Here is a 15940-nt window from a genome sequence, read left to right as displayed (position 1 = left end):
GGATAGAGGGAATCCAATACTCTCTATTTTCAAACTCCCGAAGAAACTTTCAGCCACAATCACAATGAAAAATAAGGCGTGGTAATGGCCTGCGACGCAAGATCGCTATCTTCAATGTGTTGATAACAATGTCTTTGTTATGCGACTTTTCAGTGACCAGCCCCAATTTTACGCGAATATAAGTCTATTCTGATTACCACTAAAGCTCAGCTTGGCAATTTTTCTTAGGGGGTAGTCACTATATGAGTACCCGCCCATGTCATACTTACCTAAACTTAACTAGGAGGTATGTCATGGCAAGAAGAAGCGACATTCACTTTCAACAAGGTGTCAGTTTGTTTGATTTTCAATTACAGTTCGGCTCAGAAAATCAATGCCGTGATTGCCGACATCAAGCTTCTCTTTTAACAGGCGCTATCTTTTCATCGACGAAACTACCTTTAACAACCTGGTTTCTTGCTACTTACCTAGTGAGCCAATCAAAAGGAGACTGTTCATCTTTGAAATTACGAAGATTTATCGGTATTTGTCAGACCGCTGCGATGCGACTCAAACATAAGCTTCAGGTGGTCATGAAGCTGGCAGATGACAAAAGACCACTCCGAGGATATGTGCAAATCTACTGGGGAGGCAAACGTCCCGGTAGTAAACGAGGCCGTGGTGCAGAAGGGAAAACTCCCTTCGTTGCAGCTCTCTAGCGAAACACCAAAGGCCATCCTACTTTTATACGATTCAGTCGTGTTGAAAGCTTCAGTTCCTCAGAAATGCTCCGGGTGGGCCAAAAGCATCTGAAACCCAGCACCATAGTTGTTTCCGATGGTCTTGCTTGTTTTAAAAGCTTTCAGGATATCGGATACTTTCATTACTCTATCAAAACCGCTGGTCGATACAATTCTCCAGATTTCACGGTATTTGAATGGTTTAATACCATTATAGGTAACGTGAAAAACAAGATCAAAGGAACCTATCATGGGATAGATCACAAGCACTTATCCCGCTATCTGGGTGAATTTTGTTTTCACTTCAATAGACGTTTCAAACTCAAACGATTATTGGAGTCACTTATTTACTACTCATCAGAAATTAAGCCAATCCCAGAGCGTCAACTTAGGCTTGCTGAGGATTAGTGGTAATCAGATTAATTAATCATGTTTTCCTACCTAAGTCTGATACTACTCCTCTGCCTGCTTGCTCAGCTCGCACGCCCTTTGCTTCTCTACTCAATGCCAATATTATGAGTAATAAGATGAGTAGGGGGATTCGGATTCAGTACGTCCCTCGACTCTCCAGGTTAATGTAGACAAAATCCCCAATTTATCTCTTGACCTCTATAGGGCCATCAAGTAACCATAGCTCTCAATTAACGGACATTAGGAACACAATCAGAACACTATCCAAACATCTGCCAGTTGATATCACTGAAACTAAGAAATTTCTCTGCCACCCGCTTCTCAACACTAACAACTTAATATCAAAAACTTAAATGAGAAACGGATTACATCCACGCCACTTTTTCTGTAAAAATGAATTCAAAACAATATTTCACAAATATTATGCAAACAAAATCAAAGATCGCTTTTATTATAAATCCTATATCCGGTAACAAATCCAACAGTAATATACCAAATCTCATCAATACCCGTTTGAACCATAATAGGTTCAACCACCATTGTTTCATTACATCATACGCCGGAGAAAGTGCCCAAATAGTCCGAAAACTTAAAGAACAGGCATTTGATTACATAGTTGCTGTAGGCGGGGATGGAACCGTTAATGAAGTTGCAAAAGAACTGATCAACTCTGATGTTGCCCTAGGGATTATTCCAAGAGGTTCTGGAAATGGTTTAGCGCGACACCTTGGCATTCCAATGGATACCGAACAGGCCATCGCCCAGCTCAATAAGAGTTCTGTTCAATGCATTGATAGTGGTAAAATTAACGACTACTTATTCTGGTGTACAGCCGGAATAGGTTTTGATGCTTTGATAGGATTTAAATTTGCAAACTCTACTAAACGCGGGTTCTTCACCTATATTACTGAATCTTTCAAACAGTTTATACGCTATAAGGCTGATCATTACACAATCATCGTCAACGACACCACTCACCATTCTCAGGCCTTCACGATTACTTTTGCCAACGCTTCACAATATGGTAACAATGCATATATCTCCCCAACAGCGGATATTGCTGATGGAAAACTCGATACCGTTCTTATCAAACCTTTCCCTTGGTTTAGCAGTATTATTCTCTGCATGAGGCTTTTTACCCGGTCGATTCATAAAAGCAAATATGTGAAAGTTCTTCGTGATAACAGAGTAATTGTACATAAATCGGGAAAAGGTCTTCTCCACTTTGATGGTGAACCAGGTACATGGAGCGATATAGTCACAGCAGAAATATTACCAAAATCACTCAAGGTACTTACCGCATAAACATTCTCGAATATCATACTGATATAATAAAATAAATATGACACCTCCTACTATTGCATACATATTTGTCCATTAAAGCAACAATAGATTCTGAAAACCAAAAATCTCTCGTTCCAAGGCTTATAAGTTTTATTGACACCAGATTTATCGTTTGTTAGATTGTTTTTGGCAAATTATTAACAAATATATTGATTGCTCAACCATAGCATGTTGGAGACCCCCTCGCTTTCCGTTATAATTCCTCCCTCTCTGATTGGCAAGAAAGCATTATATTTCACAACTTTCCCAAAGTAGCAAAACAATCCCCTCAGAGTGAGTTATCTGAAAATTTGTAACCTTAACACTGCTATTTATATAACATGGCCCCATCATCAAAAATATTAAAAAAAATCAGGCTCATATCACAACACATATGGCGAAATCGTTTCCCATACTTGTTTCTTGTTTTTATTGTCTATCGTGTTCTGAGAGTAGAACGCAAGTATGGTGAAAAAACAGATACTGATTGGTTCTTTCTTCAACAAACAATTATTGAGGATAGCCTAATGATAGGAATATGCCTATTAATGCTATTCCTATCAACAATTATAAAAAACAATAAGGCTTCAATTATATGCAGACTTCCAATACTTGCCTGCTTTCTTACGTACAGTGCCGATGTTGTCGTTTATAAAATTTTCGGTACACGGTTAAGGTTCGATGATATAGTAAAATTCTCTAACGATTTATCTGATGTTATATCGGTAGCAAGCCAATTCATTTTTTCTAAACATGGATTTCAAATCAGTATCATTGTTTTAATGCTTGCTGGCATGAGTATATCGTTTGTTATGCGCCAAAAATCTATGAGCTGGAGAGGTAAACTTTCAACACTCATCTTATCTCTTTGCCTCATTTGTCTTTCTATTTTTTCGGAAGATCCTCAATATTGCCATGCCTGGGTCTATAAAAATGTTTTTACACTCAATCTTAAGAACCATATCAACACTCAATACTCGGATTCTTTCTCTGATCAGCTGATAAGCACATATAACACAGATTCGATATCTACTGTCCATACTACAGGGCAAAACATACAGCCTAATATCATCATGGTTGTTATCGAATCGCTATCTTCATACCACAGTGAATTTTTCTCTGGTATTCAGAAATTAACCCCAAACCTTGATCGCATTGCAAAACAGCATACAAGTTACACAAACTATCATGCCAATGGCTTTTCAACTGAGGGCGGACTTATCTCTCAACTCACAGGTAGTCCCCCCATTCCCTGCCCTAATGTTTTCAGCAATGAAAATAAAAGATTATTTTCATTTGAAGGCTTTTACAATCCAGAGCGAAGCCTTCCAAACCTCTTAAAGCAAGCTGGTTACCGAACAGAGTTTATCACCTCAGGCCGAACCTCTTTTTCAAACAAAAAAGAATGGCTAACCAATATTGGTTTCGATGTAATTGAAGGACATGAAAATCCTGCATACAAAGGTTGGGATAGATACCATTTTAACGCTGCACCGGATGAAGCACTCTATCTTCATGTTCTTGATAAGTTAAATAATACATCAGATGATCAGTTCTTCTATTTTATCGAAACCGTTAGTAGTCATTTTCCTTTTCTTAATCCTGAGACAAAAGAACGAACAGAAGAAGCAGCTATCAAATATGTCGACAAACAACTCGGGATCTTTATCGATCAGTTAATGAAAACTGACTTCTTTGACAATGGAATGCTAATCATTACCAGTGACCATAGGACAATGATTCCTCTGAATAAGGTGGAACAGGAGACCTTTGGCGAATCTGCTCCGGCAAGAGTGCCTCTCATTATTGTAAAAGGCACAGTCCCGGATCATAGTATAGTTGAAACACCACTCCAGCAAACAGATCTGTTCAACTCATTTAACTGCCTGATTTCCACAGAGTGTGTTACTTCTGATTTCAATGGGAATATCTTCTCCACCCCTGCAGTTCCTGCCAAATACATTTTTCATGCAAACGGTGGAGACCCAAGTCTAGTAAGTGTCTTTTCCCCGGATCATTTTGCTCAAGTTGGTTTTAATGGTGATGACACCAAGACTATTACCGGGGAATTACCGCAAGATATAATTGACATGCTCAATGTGGACAGAATTCAGAGGACTAAAAACGGTCTGTCTGCCAGTGCTCACGCCAACTAACTTACTGGTGACCCAAAAAAACAGGCCACAGGCAAAATGAAATCTTTGCCTGTGGCCTGTTTTCAATATACTTGTATATGAATATCTATTGAGTTGCTTCTCTACTCACTTCTCTTTCATACACCTGATCAATAATTTCGGTTGTAGAGATATCATTTGTTCTGCTCAGATAAACAACATCGCAATAGTTTTCAAGATAATCAAATTTTCCCTGCCAGTCATTTCCCATCACAAAGAGATCAATATCATAGTCCAGAACATCCTGAATTTTTTGGTCCCACGTCATCTCGGGAATTACCATATCTACATATTTCACAGCCTCTACAATTTGGGCACGATGTTCATACGGATAAATACAATTTTTCCCTTTCTCAAAATTGAAGCTATCAGTAGAAACCGCAACAACAAGGAAATCTCCTAACTTTTTTGCACGCTCAAGGATTTTCAAATGCCCAAGATGAAAAAGATCAAAGGTTCCGTAAGTAATAATTTTCTTCATTTGCAGAAATCTCCGCAGCTACCCAACACCAATCTGGGTATAATTTGTTTTACGAAAAACACACAATCTAGACTCACTAATAACGCTCCATATAGTAATCTGTTGGAACAGCATTACTTGGACCGTAAGCCCAATCCCATTTCTTGACAGGTTTCCGCCAATCGGGACCATATTTTGTTTCAATATATTTTTCAGTTTCGTTAGGAATATAAAACTTTTCTGCTTTAAATTCGATCTCTCGCAATTCAAACCTATCATAAACGTATTTGATGAGGTTTGATCCTTTTTCTGTTTGTTTCCATGCACCATGCCAGAACGTATCTTTATCTTTATAAAAAAAGAAAATATCCAGCTGTATATCTTTCCGGCAAAACGAAAGTTCAAAGCCTATTTCTCTTCTACCAAATATATGAATTATTCTCCATCCACTACTGATGAATTGATGTATAATTTCATCGGTGTAGTCATTTATAAAGCAGCCTAAATCAATATCAATATCATGACTCAGGAAATCATTTTCCCGATAATATCCTAACAACGTTCCATCAGTCAACCAGTGCCCGACATTCAGCGTATTAAGAATATTTCTAGCCAATACCAGATTTTCAATCGCAACATGTTTATCAAACTTATCACTATTTCTTTGAAAATATTTGCTTATACTTTTGACTTTCAATCATTTACCTCTCAAACATTAGGTGCGGTGTTTCCGTTACATAATATATGTATATACTTCATACACTGATAATCTGCAGTTAAAATGTGCATTTAAAATCAACCATAAATACGCAAGTGTAATAACATATGATTTATTTATTCATTTTCCACTTGACCATTTTTTCTATTCGGTTAATTCTGCCAGCTCACTTAGATTCACATCAACTTTGGTATACTCATGCTCATTCAGGTCGGCTTTCTTGTATCATACGATTACCAATTTCTTTATAACGCAATACCTAATATCTACTCTGGAGCTGATACTATTTTCCTTGCTCTTGATATGAATAGGAAGACATGGAAAGGAGAAACCTTTTCTATTGAATCAGGCTTTTTCGATTGGATACAAAAAATAGACACAGAAAAGAAAATTGTTCTCTATGAAGACAACTTCTACATGCCCAGAATGTCTACAATGGAGTGTGAGGTGAGAGAAAGAAAAATGCTTGCCGATCAAATGGGAATTGGTAACTGGCTGCTACAAATTGATGCTGATGAGTATTTTGTTAATTTCGATAGATTTAAAGACTATTTACAGTCACACAATCACCTCTTCAATAATCCTCACAAAACCCCAGTAAACGTTTCTCCATTCTCCATAAATCTCTACAAGAAGGTAAAAGAAGGCTATCTTGTCGTTGCCAAACCAACCAAGCAATGGATTGCGACAAATATGCCAGAGTATGTAATCGGTAGAAAAACTCGAAACCCCGTACTCTTCCATGATTCGCTCATGGTACACGAGTGCCTATCCAGAACACGGGAAGACTTAGAATTAAAACTTGATAACTGGGGACACAACGCCGACATCAATAAGGTAAATTTTTTACATAAATGGGATGCTGTAAATGAAAATAATTATAAGACAATGCAAGATTTTTTTTATCTTGATGCAAATCGATGGAAAAAGCTCATTTATGTGAAAGCAAACTCTATTACAGAACTGACCACGAACATACAAAACCACAAACAGCTCTATCCAGCACGAATTCCGCTCTATATCCGGAACCTCAAAACAAGGATTAAGTATCTCAACATATTAAGATAACGCCTTTTCTGATTCTGGGTAAAGCTTAATTTTGGCCAAAGATGAAATAGTTGCCTGAGTAATGTGCATTTCTGAAAAATGTTTTCTATATGTACTCACTGCCTGCCCCCCCATCCTTTTCAGCTCTTTTGGTTTCTTGATCAAAGAGCGGACTGCATCTGCCAAAGCATTTTCATCAGCAGCGGGGACAAAAACAATCCCTGAATCCGATTTTTGCAAGCCTAATGGATACGCCTCTGAACTTCTTGTAACCACAGGCCTTCCGCATGCCAAAGACTGGTAAACCTTGTTGGGTATAACTCTTCCTGATTTTTCTGAATTACCAAAGATTCCCAGCAATACATCAGCACGCCCTATCCTTGTAGGCAATCCATCATATGGGTGCCACTCTTCATAGCATATATGCTCATGTCCTCTGCTCCTTTCTTCACATTCTCCCCGTAGCGGCCCATTACCCAACAGGGTCCATCGGGCTTCGGGAACCTGCATTGCTGCATCAACAATCACTTCAGGTCCCTGTAGGGATATAAAACTCCCGTAAAACAATATTTCAGGAGTAGTTATATAGTCCTGATTAGACTTTAACTGCTCAGTAAACAATGGCTCCTCAGCCCCAACGGGTATAACAGCAATTCTGTCTCTTGAGACACCAAGTTTATCGACAAAAAACTCAGCGTGTAATTCTGTATCTGCAATAACAAGATCTGCTTTTGAAAAAAGTGACCTCTCCCAACTCAACAACCACAAAGAGCGAAAACTTTTTTCAGCATATTTTTTCCTCTCAAAAACTGACTTATCCCAGGCGCTAATCAGGGGATCAAAAATCAATGGTATATCGTGTTTATCTGCGAACTTTCTTGCACTTCGGAAATCATTCTGCCGAAAGGCGGGGACCCAAACAGCATCTGGAACACCAACTGAGCGGAGTGTGGCTTCCACCCCTCCTAAAGGCGAATATCTTGGTTTGAAATCATTCACTCGAAAACCAAGCTTCAACAAAATTTGACGTAAGATACGATTTCTTGAATAATCGTGACAAAAACGTCCCCACCACAAAATATTCCCGGATTGGCTTACTACATTCATAGCACACACATTATAAATACTTGGAACTCTATCATATTGAACTATAACGCCCCTGCCTTATGTTTTACCCGTTGTCCGAAAAATATCTTTTGAGATTTCATTCCGAAATGGTGCAGAAACGCCATCGCTCACAGTTTTTTGATGCTTAAAACTTTTACTCTTTTAACGATTTAATTCATTTTTCAGGCTAGAGGACCCAACTGAAATAGTCAAAACCGGGCCGGTTCCAGTTAGACCACAACCGGTTCAGACATCGTTACAGTTAAGCTATAAACACAGAATATCATCTATATTCCACATTATTTCAATCCGACACGACTACATACTTCAGAATTCTCGCTGTTATGCTCTTACTTTTCCGAATATCCTAAAAAAAGTCATTTCAGTGTTGACATTGAGGCAGCCATACCATTTTTTTTTAAGAAACATACAATATCACTGTAAAGGAAACGAGTTGGTAGAATCCATCCCTACCTTCTCATCAGTTTCAGCGATATTATTCTTGAAGTTATTAGCTGTTAATTTTGGTGAGCTATTATTGCAAACAATTTCAGAAGAAAATGATGAAGCACGGACTGATTTTGGGCTAGCTTTGTAGAAATTTGTGCTAGAGGCTTTTCGGAATATACCCTTATTCCCCATCTCGGCATTATTTTCAAAAATTCAATGCTCGCAGGTAAGGGAAGATTCCGATACCAAATATATGGCTGTGCTTGATTTTTCTAAAATGGTTTGATCTGTGAAAAAAATTAGCTAGTTCCCATTTGGAAACTCAACGTTTCTGAACGTTGGCCAACCAAGCCAAGGTTTATGAGCGCAATGCATCTTTAACGCTGACATTTGAATGAGACCGTTGATATCTCATCCCCCTCTTTACCAGGAAATAAAAATCTGGTGAGATACCCTGAGATTAATCAAAAGTGTTCAGATTTCGAATGATGCTTTTCTTGTTAGTGCACAATCCGAGTCTCTTGTGGATCATTCAATTGAAGAAATACTATTTGTATTGCCTGTTAAATAGGTAGACATTCTAGCATAATACCCAATGTGATCAGAAGCATCCCAATACTTCGGAGCAATTATCCCGCTATCAATTACCTGAAAATATTTTGATTCAACAAAAATATAATCAATTCGTCCAATGCCCTTAAAGGTTCCTATATCACGGGCGATACTTGCCTCTTTACTCTCAGACACCAAAGCACTGTCAATAAACATGGGACGTAACAGGTCCAACCGCCAGTCCGATTCCACAACATTGAAATCACCTACCAGTACAAGAGGGGTTTCTATATCTTTAGTTGCTGCCATCAATCTTTTGAATGACATACCATTTCTCAAATCTTTATCCTTATGTACGCTCAAAACAGTAATAGGTTGACCAGCCACATTAATAGTGCAAACCAAAGCACTTTTAGAATTCCCCCGACCTGTACTAAGCCTTAATTCTCTTGAATCTGTAATTGGATATCTGGATAACACTGCCACTCCCCACCACGGGTTCCTCTTTCCACCTGTGTCATGAGAAACATACGCAAAATTCATTCGTAGCATTTCTGCCAGTCGCTTAGCCTGCCAGAAACCATGTACTTCCTGCAACCCTATGATGTCAGGGTCCACAGAACGAATAGCCTGTGCAACCGGGAAAAGTTTTTCTTCATAACTTGTCAACCTGAAAGGATCGACTCCAGGCCGGGAAGCACCACGACCAACTCGGATATTATAACTCATTACAGTTATATCTGTCCTGCTACGCTCCGGTTGTTCAATAATATTGTAGGCGCGAATACCATCTACTCGCGGACAAGCACATAGTATTTGCAAAAGCAGCAAAATCGGTATTATCCTCAGGCAACGCGCTTTAACATGTCTCATAACGTTTTGTTATCCTTTCTCTTGCTGAGTATCGTATATAGAACACCGCCCCCCTGTAATGATCGGAACCGTTTCCTTTGCATACAAAATCATCGCAAAGACCAGCAACAACACATTACTTTCTATGGTAAAACAAATATTCCTCCCCAAAGCCTATCTCACATTTGCAGCACATGCAAGTCGCTTATCTTACTTGTTAGGCAGAAAGTTTTATTTTAACATGAATAAAATTACTTGTTAGGATACTTACGTTGGATTGATTGTGGTTAAACTTATTTCTTTCTAGAATGCCCGAGTGCTATGTCATAGAATAAAACATAATTACAACAATAATCTGTCCTCAGAAGTGATATAGAGCACAAATTGAACCACAAAAGCTGTCTGCGTCAACAATCAGCCAAATAGAGCCCAGGATCTACTCGTTCCCACAATAGACACGAGAGTTCCATCAAGTGTTCGCGACTACGTATGAATCTATAAAGTTTCCTTTGGATCGTTGCTTTTGAGATAAGTGCATACTTATTATTTTAAAGATAAATTTTTCTGCTTTACACCAATCCTCAGCTAACCTGAGTTAACGTTCTGGGATTGTGCTAATTTTTGATGAATCTGATTACCTCTAATACACTTCCGCCAGACTAGTTGTCGAATTTTCGGAGGATTATAGGTTGCAACATGGATTCTTTTTTTTCCGTATTATAACTATCTTCCTCCGTTTCATTTTTTCAGCGTTTACCTCGCTTCCGAATCGAATTACAACCAAGTAAACGAACGAATTGAGACTCCGGATCCTTATCTTATATCACCACACTTGTGAGGTAGGCAGATACAACATCGAAACATACTGGTCTCTAAAAAACATAGCTGCCGCCAAACATTTTCTCACAAGAGACAATGAAATTGTCAAAATGATTGTGGAGCAGTTTTTATAGAGGGAATGCAGTCGGTAGGCGTGGATGATAACTTGTGTATCAGGGTCTATCACCTGAATAGTCATTGATACAGGCTATTGTAAATGTTTTTCACTTCACAATAGAAGGTACAATACCAACCTTACATTTTGACCTGATTTCCAGGTGAAAAGGAGATCAGTCTAGAATGGCACTAGTACACTGTACATCTTTAAATGCCGCAATGATTGTTCCCATATTTTAGTCCACTGCGAGGAACGAATGAAGGAGTATAGCATCTATATGTAACTGGATGAGAAACGAAGTCAGTGTGCCGAAAGGGCGAACAAGATCCGATAAGTAAAGGTTTACAGAGCACTAGTTTGAGCTGTTTTGTCACCCAATAACGAACTGAAAGCACCAGTCATATCGAGTATGTTTAAGCATGAAAAAACATACTCAAATCATGCCAATGTTACCAGGATTTCACTGACCTAACCGTGATCGGAAGCCTCGATTACCTCAACAGGTATTCGCAACCAAACATGCTTCGATCAAAAGAAGTCAATTAAGCAGATAGCTGAAATATTTAAACAGTTATTTCTCGTCAATTTCTTACACAAGAAAAAACAGGTTCCATGAGTCGACGTAGATTCTATACCAAACAAAATACGTTTGGGACCTTTTTCAGCGAAGCATTGGACTCATCGGGCTGTCAGGAAACCCTATGTGTCAGGATAGTTTTCGCCTCAAGTAGAGGAACTGATCGTCCATCATCTCCCACAGCGTCATACTGCGCGGCTCGTAAGAAATTTTCCGAGGAGCAGATAGTTGAAATATTAATCATACTGAAAAAGTTCCAGACTTAGACGCAAGGTCTGGAACTTTAAGTAATCGTCGTGTGATATTCTGATCATCCATCATTATATGATACATACTCTACCCTATCAAAAAAAACAGGAATCAGAGGAATAGAAACAGCCAGCAGACTAAAGAGACCAATAATAGAAGAATGAGCGGCAGGTTACGATTTTCCTTTTGTTTTGAGGTGTAATCACTATCGGCGTCAGACTCGGAAACCGCGTGTAACAGCTTATCAAGAGTGCCTGGAAGATCTCGTACTGAAATCATTGAGCAGTTTTCCGAAAACCTGTCCAGATAAAAAAAGACTTTTGATATCCCTTGCCCAATCGCACCCGGTAAAGCGAGACCATGAACGACAGACACTTTGGATAAATAGAGCAGTCCTAATAATAAAACCCCTCTTGAGAACCCCATCTTCAACGCACCCACGGTGATGGGCCAACCCAGAATAGTTACCAGAACTTTTCCGTATGGCACCAGCAGGGCAGCAGCAGTTATCGAAGCAAGCAGCAGCAGAGCCGGTAAAGGCCGAATCTTCTTCCCTGAATACAGTGCCAGCAGTAAAAAGAATATGGTAGCCAGGCACCTGTACAGTAGTTTTTCCTGAAAGAGAAAGGCAGGTAGAGTTGCAACCCCCAGGATAAACAATGTGTTTGGTGTTCCTTCACGAAAGAGTTTTTTCATGTACCTGCCTCCGGTATTGAATTGCACCAGGAGGACTTTTTCAGAAACGATGCCGCAAAAATCCCTAAAAGAAGTGAGCTTATCAACCCCATGATAAGAAACGGCGGTGCAATTATCCAGACCTGCTCTCCGAAAAGAACATAACGGGCTAGATAAAGACGCATCAGGTTACCTGCAAAAGCGCCACAGACACTTATCCCCACCAGACCGGCCCATCGCCCCAGTAATCTGTGGATAGCTAACATGACCAGGCTTCCGGTAAATGTACCAATAATAGAAAAAAGGAAGATATACGAAAAGAGAGTCCCCTGCAAAAGCCCCTGACCAAGGACTTTATAGAGGGTAAGCAAGAGCACCTGACGGGGAGTAAAAATAGCCAGAGATATCAGAATCGGTAGATTTGCCAAGCCGAGACGCATAAACGGAAAAGGCTTCGGTACCATATACTCGATGGTAGCCAGGAAAATAGCAAAAGCGGCGAGGATATACAGCCGTTCATCCCTTTCAGTAACTAAGGCCATCCAGTTCCTCTTCTTTCTTTCCCTGGATACCTACATATACCTTATTGGGCATACAGGCGGTCCAATCGCCATTTTTAACTAAATCACCCTTCAAGAGACAGAGTTTATCCCGACACGGCGAACTTACCACCCGCGCCTTTCCATCAGCAATTTCAATATGCGTAATCCCCAGGGGGCCGTCAACTTCAACGTGGCGTTCTGTTTCAATGGTGTACAAACTCAGGCCTGACTCGCTCTTAACACTTACCATAGGGGGGCGGTTATCAACTGCATATACCCTGAAAGATATTATGGCGATCGCAACACAAACTACGACAATAAGAGCGTAATCAAAAGGTTTTATGATGTTCGTCACGATGTCCTATCAGGATGTTCGAATTTTCATTTCTTGGAGCCTGCCAGAAATTTGCCAGTTTCCGAACTCTGTAACACGCAATCGGATACCTGTGGTATTTTACGGCACAACCGATACAACTCAAGCTGTTTTTTATTGATCTGGAAATATCCGATTTTACCAGACTATCAGAAAGTCTTTAAATTCAGCATTCTCATTAAAAGAAAAAAAGGGAAGTTCCATAACAATGGAACTTCCCTTTATGGTACTGGCAGAATGACAGTGCTATATGAAATAACAGTGCCGATTCCTGATTAGCACGTTCAACCTGCCATCTTCAAGCCACTACTGGTGTCTCTGGCAATTACCTGTCGCCCATCATAGGTACGGAAGATCTCCCGCGGGCACTTGGCTTTACAGATCTCTTCACACGAAGGACCGTACTCAATACACGCTTTGTGATCTATCTTGATGATATTATCTTCGTAGGTTACCGCATCAGCCGGACATGCTTTAACGCAAAGTTTACATCCGATACAACCAACCTTACATACCGCTTTGACAACCTTACCCATATCCTTAGTGTGACATGGTACCCAGACACGTGCCTTCAAAGTCTGGAGTTCCATGATCGCCTTCGGACAAGTTTTAACGCAGACACCGCAGCTCACACATTTATCAGGATTGATAACCGGGAAGTTCTCAACCATCTCAATGGCATCAAACGGGCAGACATCCGCACACTCACCTAAACCGATACAGGCATGCTGACACTTTGACGGGCCACCAAAACCAAGATTTGCAGCAGTACACGATGCAAATCCGATATATTCATGTTTGTGGCTTACGCGCCCCTCAATTCGGGAACATCGTACAATCGCAACCATGTCTTCCATGGCTGCCATTTTCTTTCCGGTAAGTTCTGCAACTCTGTTTGCGACTTCCGCTTTACCAGGAAAACACAAGTTTGGCGGAACATCCGGGTCATTGACCACAGCAATCGCATACCCTTCACAACCGGGGTAACCACAACCACCGCACTGAGCCATAGGTAGAGATTCCGTAACCTCATGGATCAGTGGATTGACTTCCACCGCAAATTTATGGGCTGCTATGGCAAGGCCGATACCGAAAAACAAACCGATACAGCCAAGCAGAACCACACCACCTAACGCTATTTTTATTAATTCCGGATCCATTTTATCACTCTCATATTTATCCGTTATCAGTTAACAATTCCCTGCCTAGAATACCTGCAGACCTGAGAATCCAAGAAACGCCATTGCAAACTGACCGGCAACGATAAAGGCCATTGGCAGGCCCTTAAATGACGGCGGAATATTTGCAAGTTCCAGACGCTCACTCACAGAACTCATGAGATACAGAGCAAGCAAAAAGCCGCCACCAGCACCTAGTGCCAGCATGAGTGTCTCAAAGTAATTGTAGTTGTTATTCGCAAGAATCAGCGGTACCGCAATGACAATACAGTTAGCGATAACCAGAACCAGATACACACCGAAAGAGTTAAACAGAACCGGGTTCACCTTTCTGAGTACCGTATCAACCGCCTGCACCGTAAGTGACGTCAGACCGATAAAGACAACGATCTGCAGGAAATTGAGGTTAAACGGTATCAACACAAACTGATACAGGAACCAGGCCATGGAAGCTGAGATCACCATAACAAGGGTGAAAACCACGCCCATACCTTTAGCGGTGCTCTTACGCTTGGCCGTTCCGAAGAATACGCAGAGGCCAAGATATTTGGTAAATACAAAGTTCTGAATCAGCAAAGCTGAAATCAGGATAGAGAACAAATATCCAAGATACGACTTCGCAACACTGAACGTTGTTATCTCATCACCGGTCAGACCGGCTACAGACACAATATGAGTCTGAGTGGTGTTCAGAGGATCAGCAAATTTAAGCGATACTGATTTTGCATTATCAGCAAGATCTGCAGAAAGCAGTTGTAACTGAATATCAGGATCGGGTTCTTCGAATACTGTATATTTAGTGATATCTCCTGCAACCGCAGGATCAACCGCTCCGGCAAATTCCACCACAATTTCATTGGCGTCGCCGAAAGATTTACCGGTGATGAAGTCTGCAGCCTGCAACCATGTCGGCAACAACAGGGTAGCAAGAGCAAAAACCACCAGACGTTGAATGTTTTTCACGTTCATGAGGTTGCCTCCTTCTTACGCTTGTAGGCCACTTCGATCCAGTTGAAGAAGGCCATCATGAGACCGACCACAAAGAAACCGGCACTCGGGAGAATGAAGAACAGGAGCGGTTTGTAACCAAGTACATCATAACCAAGGATCATGCCCGAACCGAACAACTCTCTGAAAGCACCGATCACACACATACCGACCAAGAAGCCGAGCCCCATACCAACAGCATCCCAGAAAGAGTCGCTCACTTTTTCTTTACAAGCGAACATCTCAAGACGCATGGTAATGATGGCGAAAGCCACGATCAGTTTTACGAAAATTCCCATCTTCGCATAGGCACCCGGCATATATGCCGCCAGTACCAGATCGATAACCGTAACCCAAGTTGCAATGGTAAGGGTGTACGAGGGGATTCGAATGCGTGGGTGAATCTTGTTCTTAAACAGTGAGATAGTCACACTGGAGAAGACCTGAACAAAAAATACCGCGATACCGAGCATGATACCATTCATGACGGTGGTGGAGATACCAACCGCAGGACACATGGACAAGGCCAGTCTGAAAATCGGATTCTCACTGAGGATACCGCGACTGAGCAATTGACCAACTGATTTATCGTTTGCCACGTTATAACCT

13 protein-coding genes and 1 pseudogene are annotated in these 15940 nt (G+C 40.6%); 4 read left to right on the top strand and 10 right to left on the bottom strand.

Annotation, left to right across the window (positions count from 1 at the left end; all coding sequences use genetic code 11):
- Positions 1–293 precede the first annotated feature (293 nt).
- The 3 genes and pseudogenes from FCL46_RS26835 to FCL46_RS26825 all read left to right on the top strand — a co-directional run bounded on the left by FCL46_RS26835 (position 294) and on the right by FCL46_RS26825 (position 4609).
- Positions 294–1127: pseudogene (locus tag FCL46_RS26835) on the top strand (IS1595 family transposase).
- Between the two features lie 426 nt (positions 1128–1553).
- The gene (locus FCL46_RS26830) at positions 1554–2435 is read left to right on the top strand and encodes a diacylglycerol/lipid kinase family protein (protein WP_167505943.1); all 882 of its coding nucleotides are present in this window, start codon (positions 1554–1556) and stop codon (positions 2433–2435) included.
- 812 nt (positions 2436–3247) lie between these two features.
- Complete coding sequence (locus FCL46_RS26825; protein ID WP_167505944.1) at positions 3248–4609, top strand: LTA synthase family protein; 1362 nt, start codon at positions 3248–3250, stop codon at positions 4607–4609.
- 85 nt (positions 4610–4694) lie between these two features.
- On the opposite strand, the gene tagD is transcribed toward FCL46_RS26825, so the two are convergent.
- Together tagD and FCL46_RS26815 are read right to left on the bottom strand one after the other, a co-directional pair.
- A complete protein-coding gene (tagD, locus tag FCL46_RS26820) occupies positions 4695–5108 on the bottom strand; it encodes a glycerol-3-phosphate cytidylyltransferase (protein ID WP_136808593.1) in 414 nt (137 codons plus the stop codon).
- Positions 5109–5184: 76 nt separating this feature from the next.
- A complete protein-coding gene (locus FCL46_RS26815; protein WP_136808594.1) occupies positions 5185–5784 on the bottom strand; it encodes a hypothetical protein in 600 nt (199 codons plus the stop codon).
- Between the two features lie 219 nt (positions 5785–6003).
- Between FCL46_RS26815 and FCL46_RS26810 the strand changes: the two genes are divergently transcribed.
- The gene (locus tag FCL46_RS26810; RefSeq protein ID WP_136808595.1) at positions 6004–6873 is read left to right on the top strand and encodes a hypothetical protein; all 870 of its coding nucleotides are present in this window, start codon (positions 6004–6006) and stop codon (positions 6871–6873) included.
- Here the strand turns inward: FCL46_RS26810 and FCL46_RS26805 are convergent.
- The 8 genes from FCL46_RS26805 to rsxE form a co-directional block, all read right to left on the bottom strand.
- Complete coding sequence (locus tag FCL46_RS26805; RefSeq protein WP_167505945.1) at positions 6865–7812, bottom strand: glycosyltransferase; 948 nt, start codon at positions 7810–7812, stop codon at positions 6865–6867. The two genes, FCL46_RS26810 and FCL46_RS26805, sit on opposite strands and share 9 nt — an antisense overlap.
- A gap of 1125 nt (positions 7813–8937) precedes the next feature.
- The gene (locus tag FCL46_RS26800; protein WP_136808597.1) at positions 8938–9834 is read right to left on the bottom strand and encodes an endonuclease/exonuclease/phosphatase family protein; all 897 of its coding nucleotides are present in this window, start codon (positions 9832–9834) and stop codon (positions 8938–8940) included.
- A 1853-nt stretch (positions 9835–11687) separates the two neighbouring features.
- Positions 11688–12272 (bottom strand): hypothetical protein, encoded by a 585-nt coding sequence (locus FCL46_RS26795; RefSeq protein WP_136808598.1) that lies wholly within the window; start codon positions 12270–12272, stop codon positions 11688–11690.
- Entirely contained in the window at positions 12269–12793 is a 525-nt protein-coding gene (locus tag FCL46_RS26790; protein WP_136808599.1) for a Gx transporter family protein, read from the bottom strand. Before FCL46_RS26790 ends, FCL46_RS26795 begins: the two co-directional genes overlap by 4 nt.
- Positions 12777–13148: a NusG domain II-containing protein gene (locus FCL46_RS26785; protein ID WP_217909531.1), complete on the bottom strand. Its 372-nt coding sequence runs from the start codon at positions 13146–13148 to the stop codon at positions 12777–12779. The genes FCL46_RS26790 and FCL46_RS26785 overlap by 17 nt, the downstream gene beginning before the upstream one ends.
- 302 nt (positions 13149–13450) lie before the next feature.
- The gene (gene rnfB / locus FCL46_RS26780) at positions 13451–14326 is read right to left on the bottom strand and encodes an RnfABCDGE type electron transport complex subunit B (RefSeq protein ID WP_136808601.1); all 876 of its coding nucleotides are present in this window, start codon (positions 14324–14326) and stop codon (positions 13451–13453) included.
- A 45-nt stretch (positions 14327–14371) separates the two neighbouring features.
- Positions 14372–15313 carry an electron transport complex protein RnfA gene (locus FCL46_RS26775; RefSeq protein ID WP_136808602.1) on the bottom strand — a complete coding sequence of 314 codons (942 nt, stop codon included), beginning with the start codon at positions 15311–15313 and terminating at the stop codon, positions 14372–14374.
- Complete coding sequence (gene rsxE, locus FCL46_RS26770; protein ID WP_136808603.1) at positions 15310–15930, bottom strand: electron transport complex subunit RsxE; 621 nt, start codon at positions 15928–15930, stop codon at positions 15310–15312. The genes FCL46_RS26775 and rsxE overlap by 4 nt, the downstream gene beginning before the upstream one ends.
- Positions 15931–15940 lie beyond the last annotated feature (10 nt).

It is taken from the genome of Desulfosediminicola flagellatus (assembly GCF_005116655.2).
Lineage (GTDB): Bacteria > Desulfobacterota > Desulfobulbia > Desulfobulbales > Desulfocapsaceae > Desulfopila > Desulfopila flagellata.
This window is presented reverse-complemented; position numbering and strand designations above follow the sequence as displayed.

Coding starts and splice junctions, on each gene's coding strand:
- FCL46_RS26830 (WP_167505943.1), top strand. CDS start 1,554: ATGCAAACAAAATCAAAGATCGCTTTTATTATAAATCCTATATCCGGT.
- FCL46_RS26825 (WP_167505944.1), top strand. CDS start 3,248: ATGAGTATATCGTTTGTTATGCGCCAAAAATCTATGAGCTGGAGAGGT.
- tagD (WP_136808593.1), bottom strand. CDS start 5,108: ATGAAGAAAATTATTACTTACGGAACCTTTGATCTTTTTCATCTTGGG.
- FCL46_RS26810 (WP_136808595.1), top strand. CDS start 6,004: ATGCTCATTCAGGTCGGCTTTCTTGTATCATACGATTACCAATTTCTT.
- FCL46_RS26800 (WP_136808597.1), bottom strand. CDS start 9,834: ATGAGACATGTTAAAGCGCGTTGCCTGAGGATAATACCGATTTTGCTG.
- FCL46_RS26795 (WP_136808598.1), bottom strand. CDS start 12,272: ATGAAAAAACTCTTTCGTGAAGGAACACCAAACACATTGTTTATCCTG.
- FCL46_RS26790 (WP_136808599.1), bottom strand. CDS start 12,793: ATGGCCTTAGTTACTGAAAGGGATGAACGGCTGTATATCCTCGCCGCT.
- rnfB (WP_136808601.1), bottom strand. CDS start 14,326: ATGGATCCGGAATTAATAAAAATAGCGTTAGGTGGTGTGGTTCTGCTT.
- FCL46_RS26775 (WP_136808602.1), bottom strand. CDS start 15,313: ATGAACGTGAAAAACATTCAACGTCTGGTGGTTTTTGCTCTTGCTACC.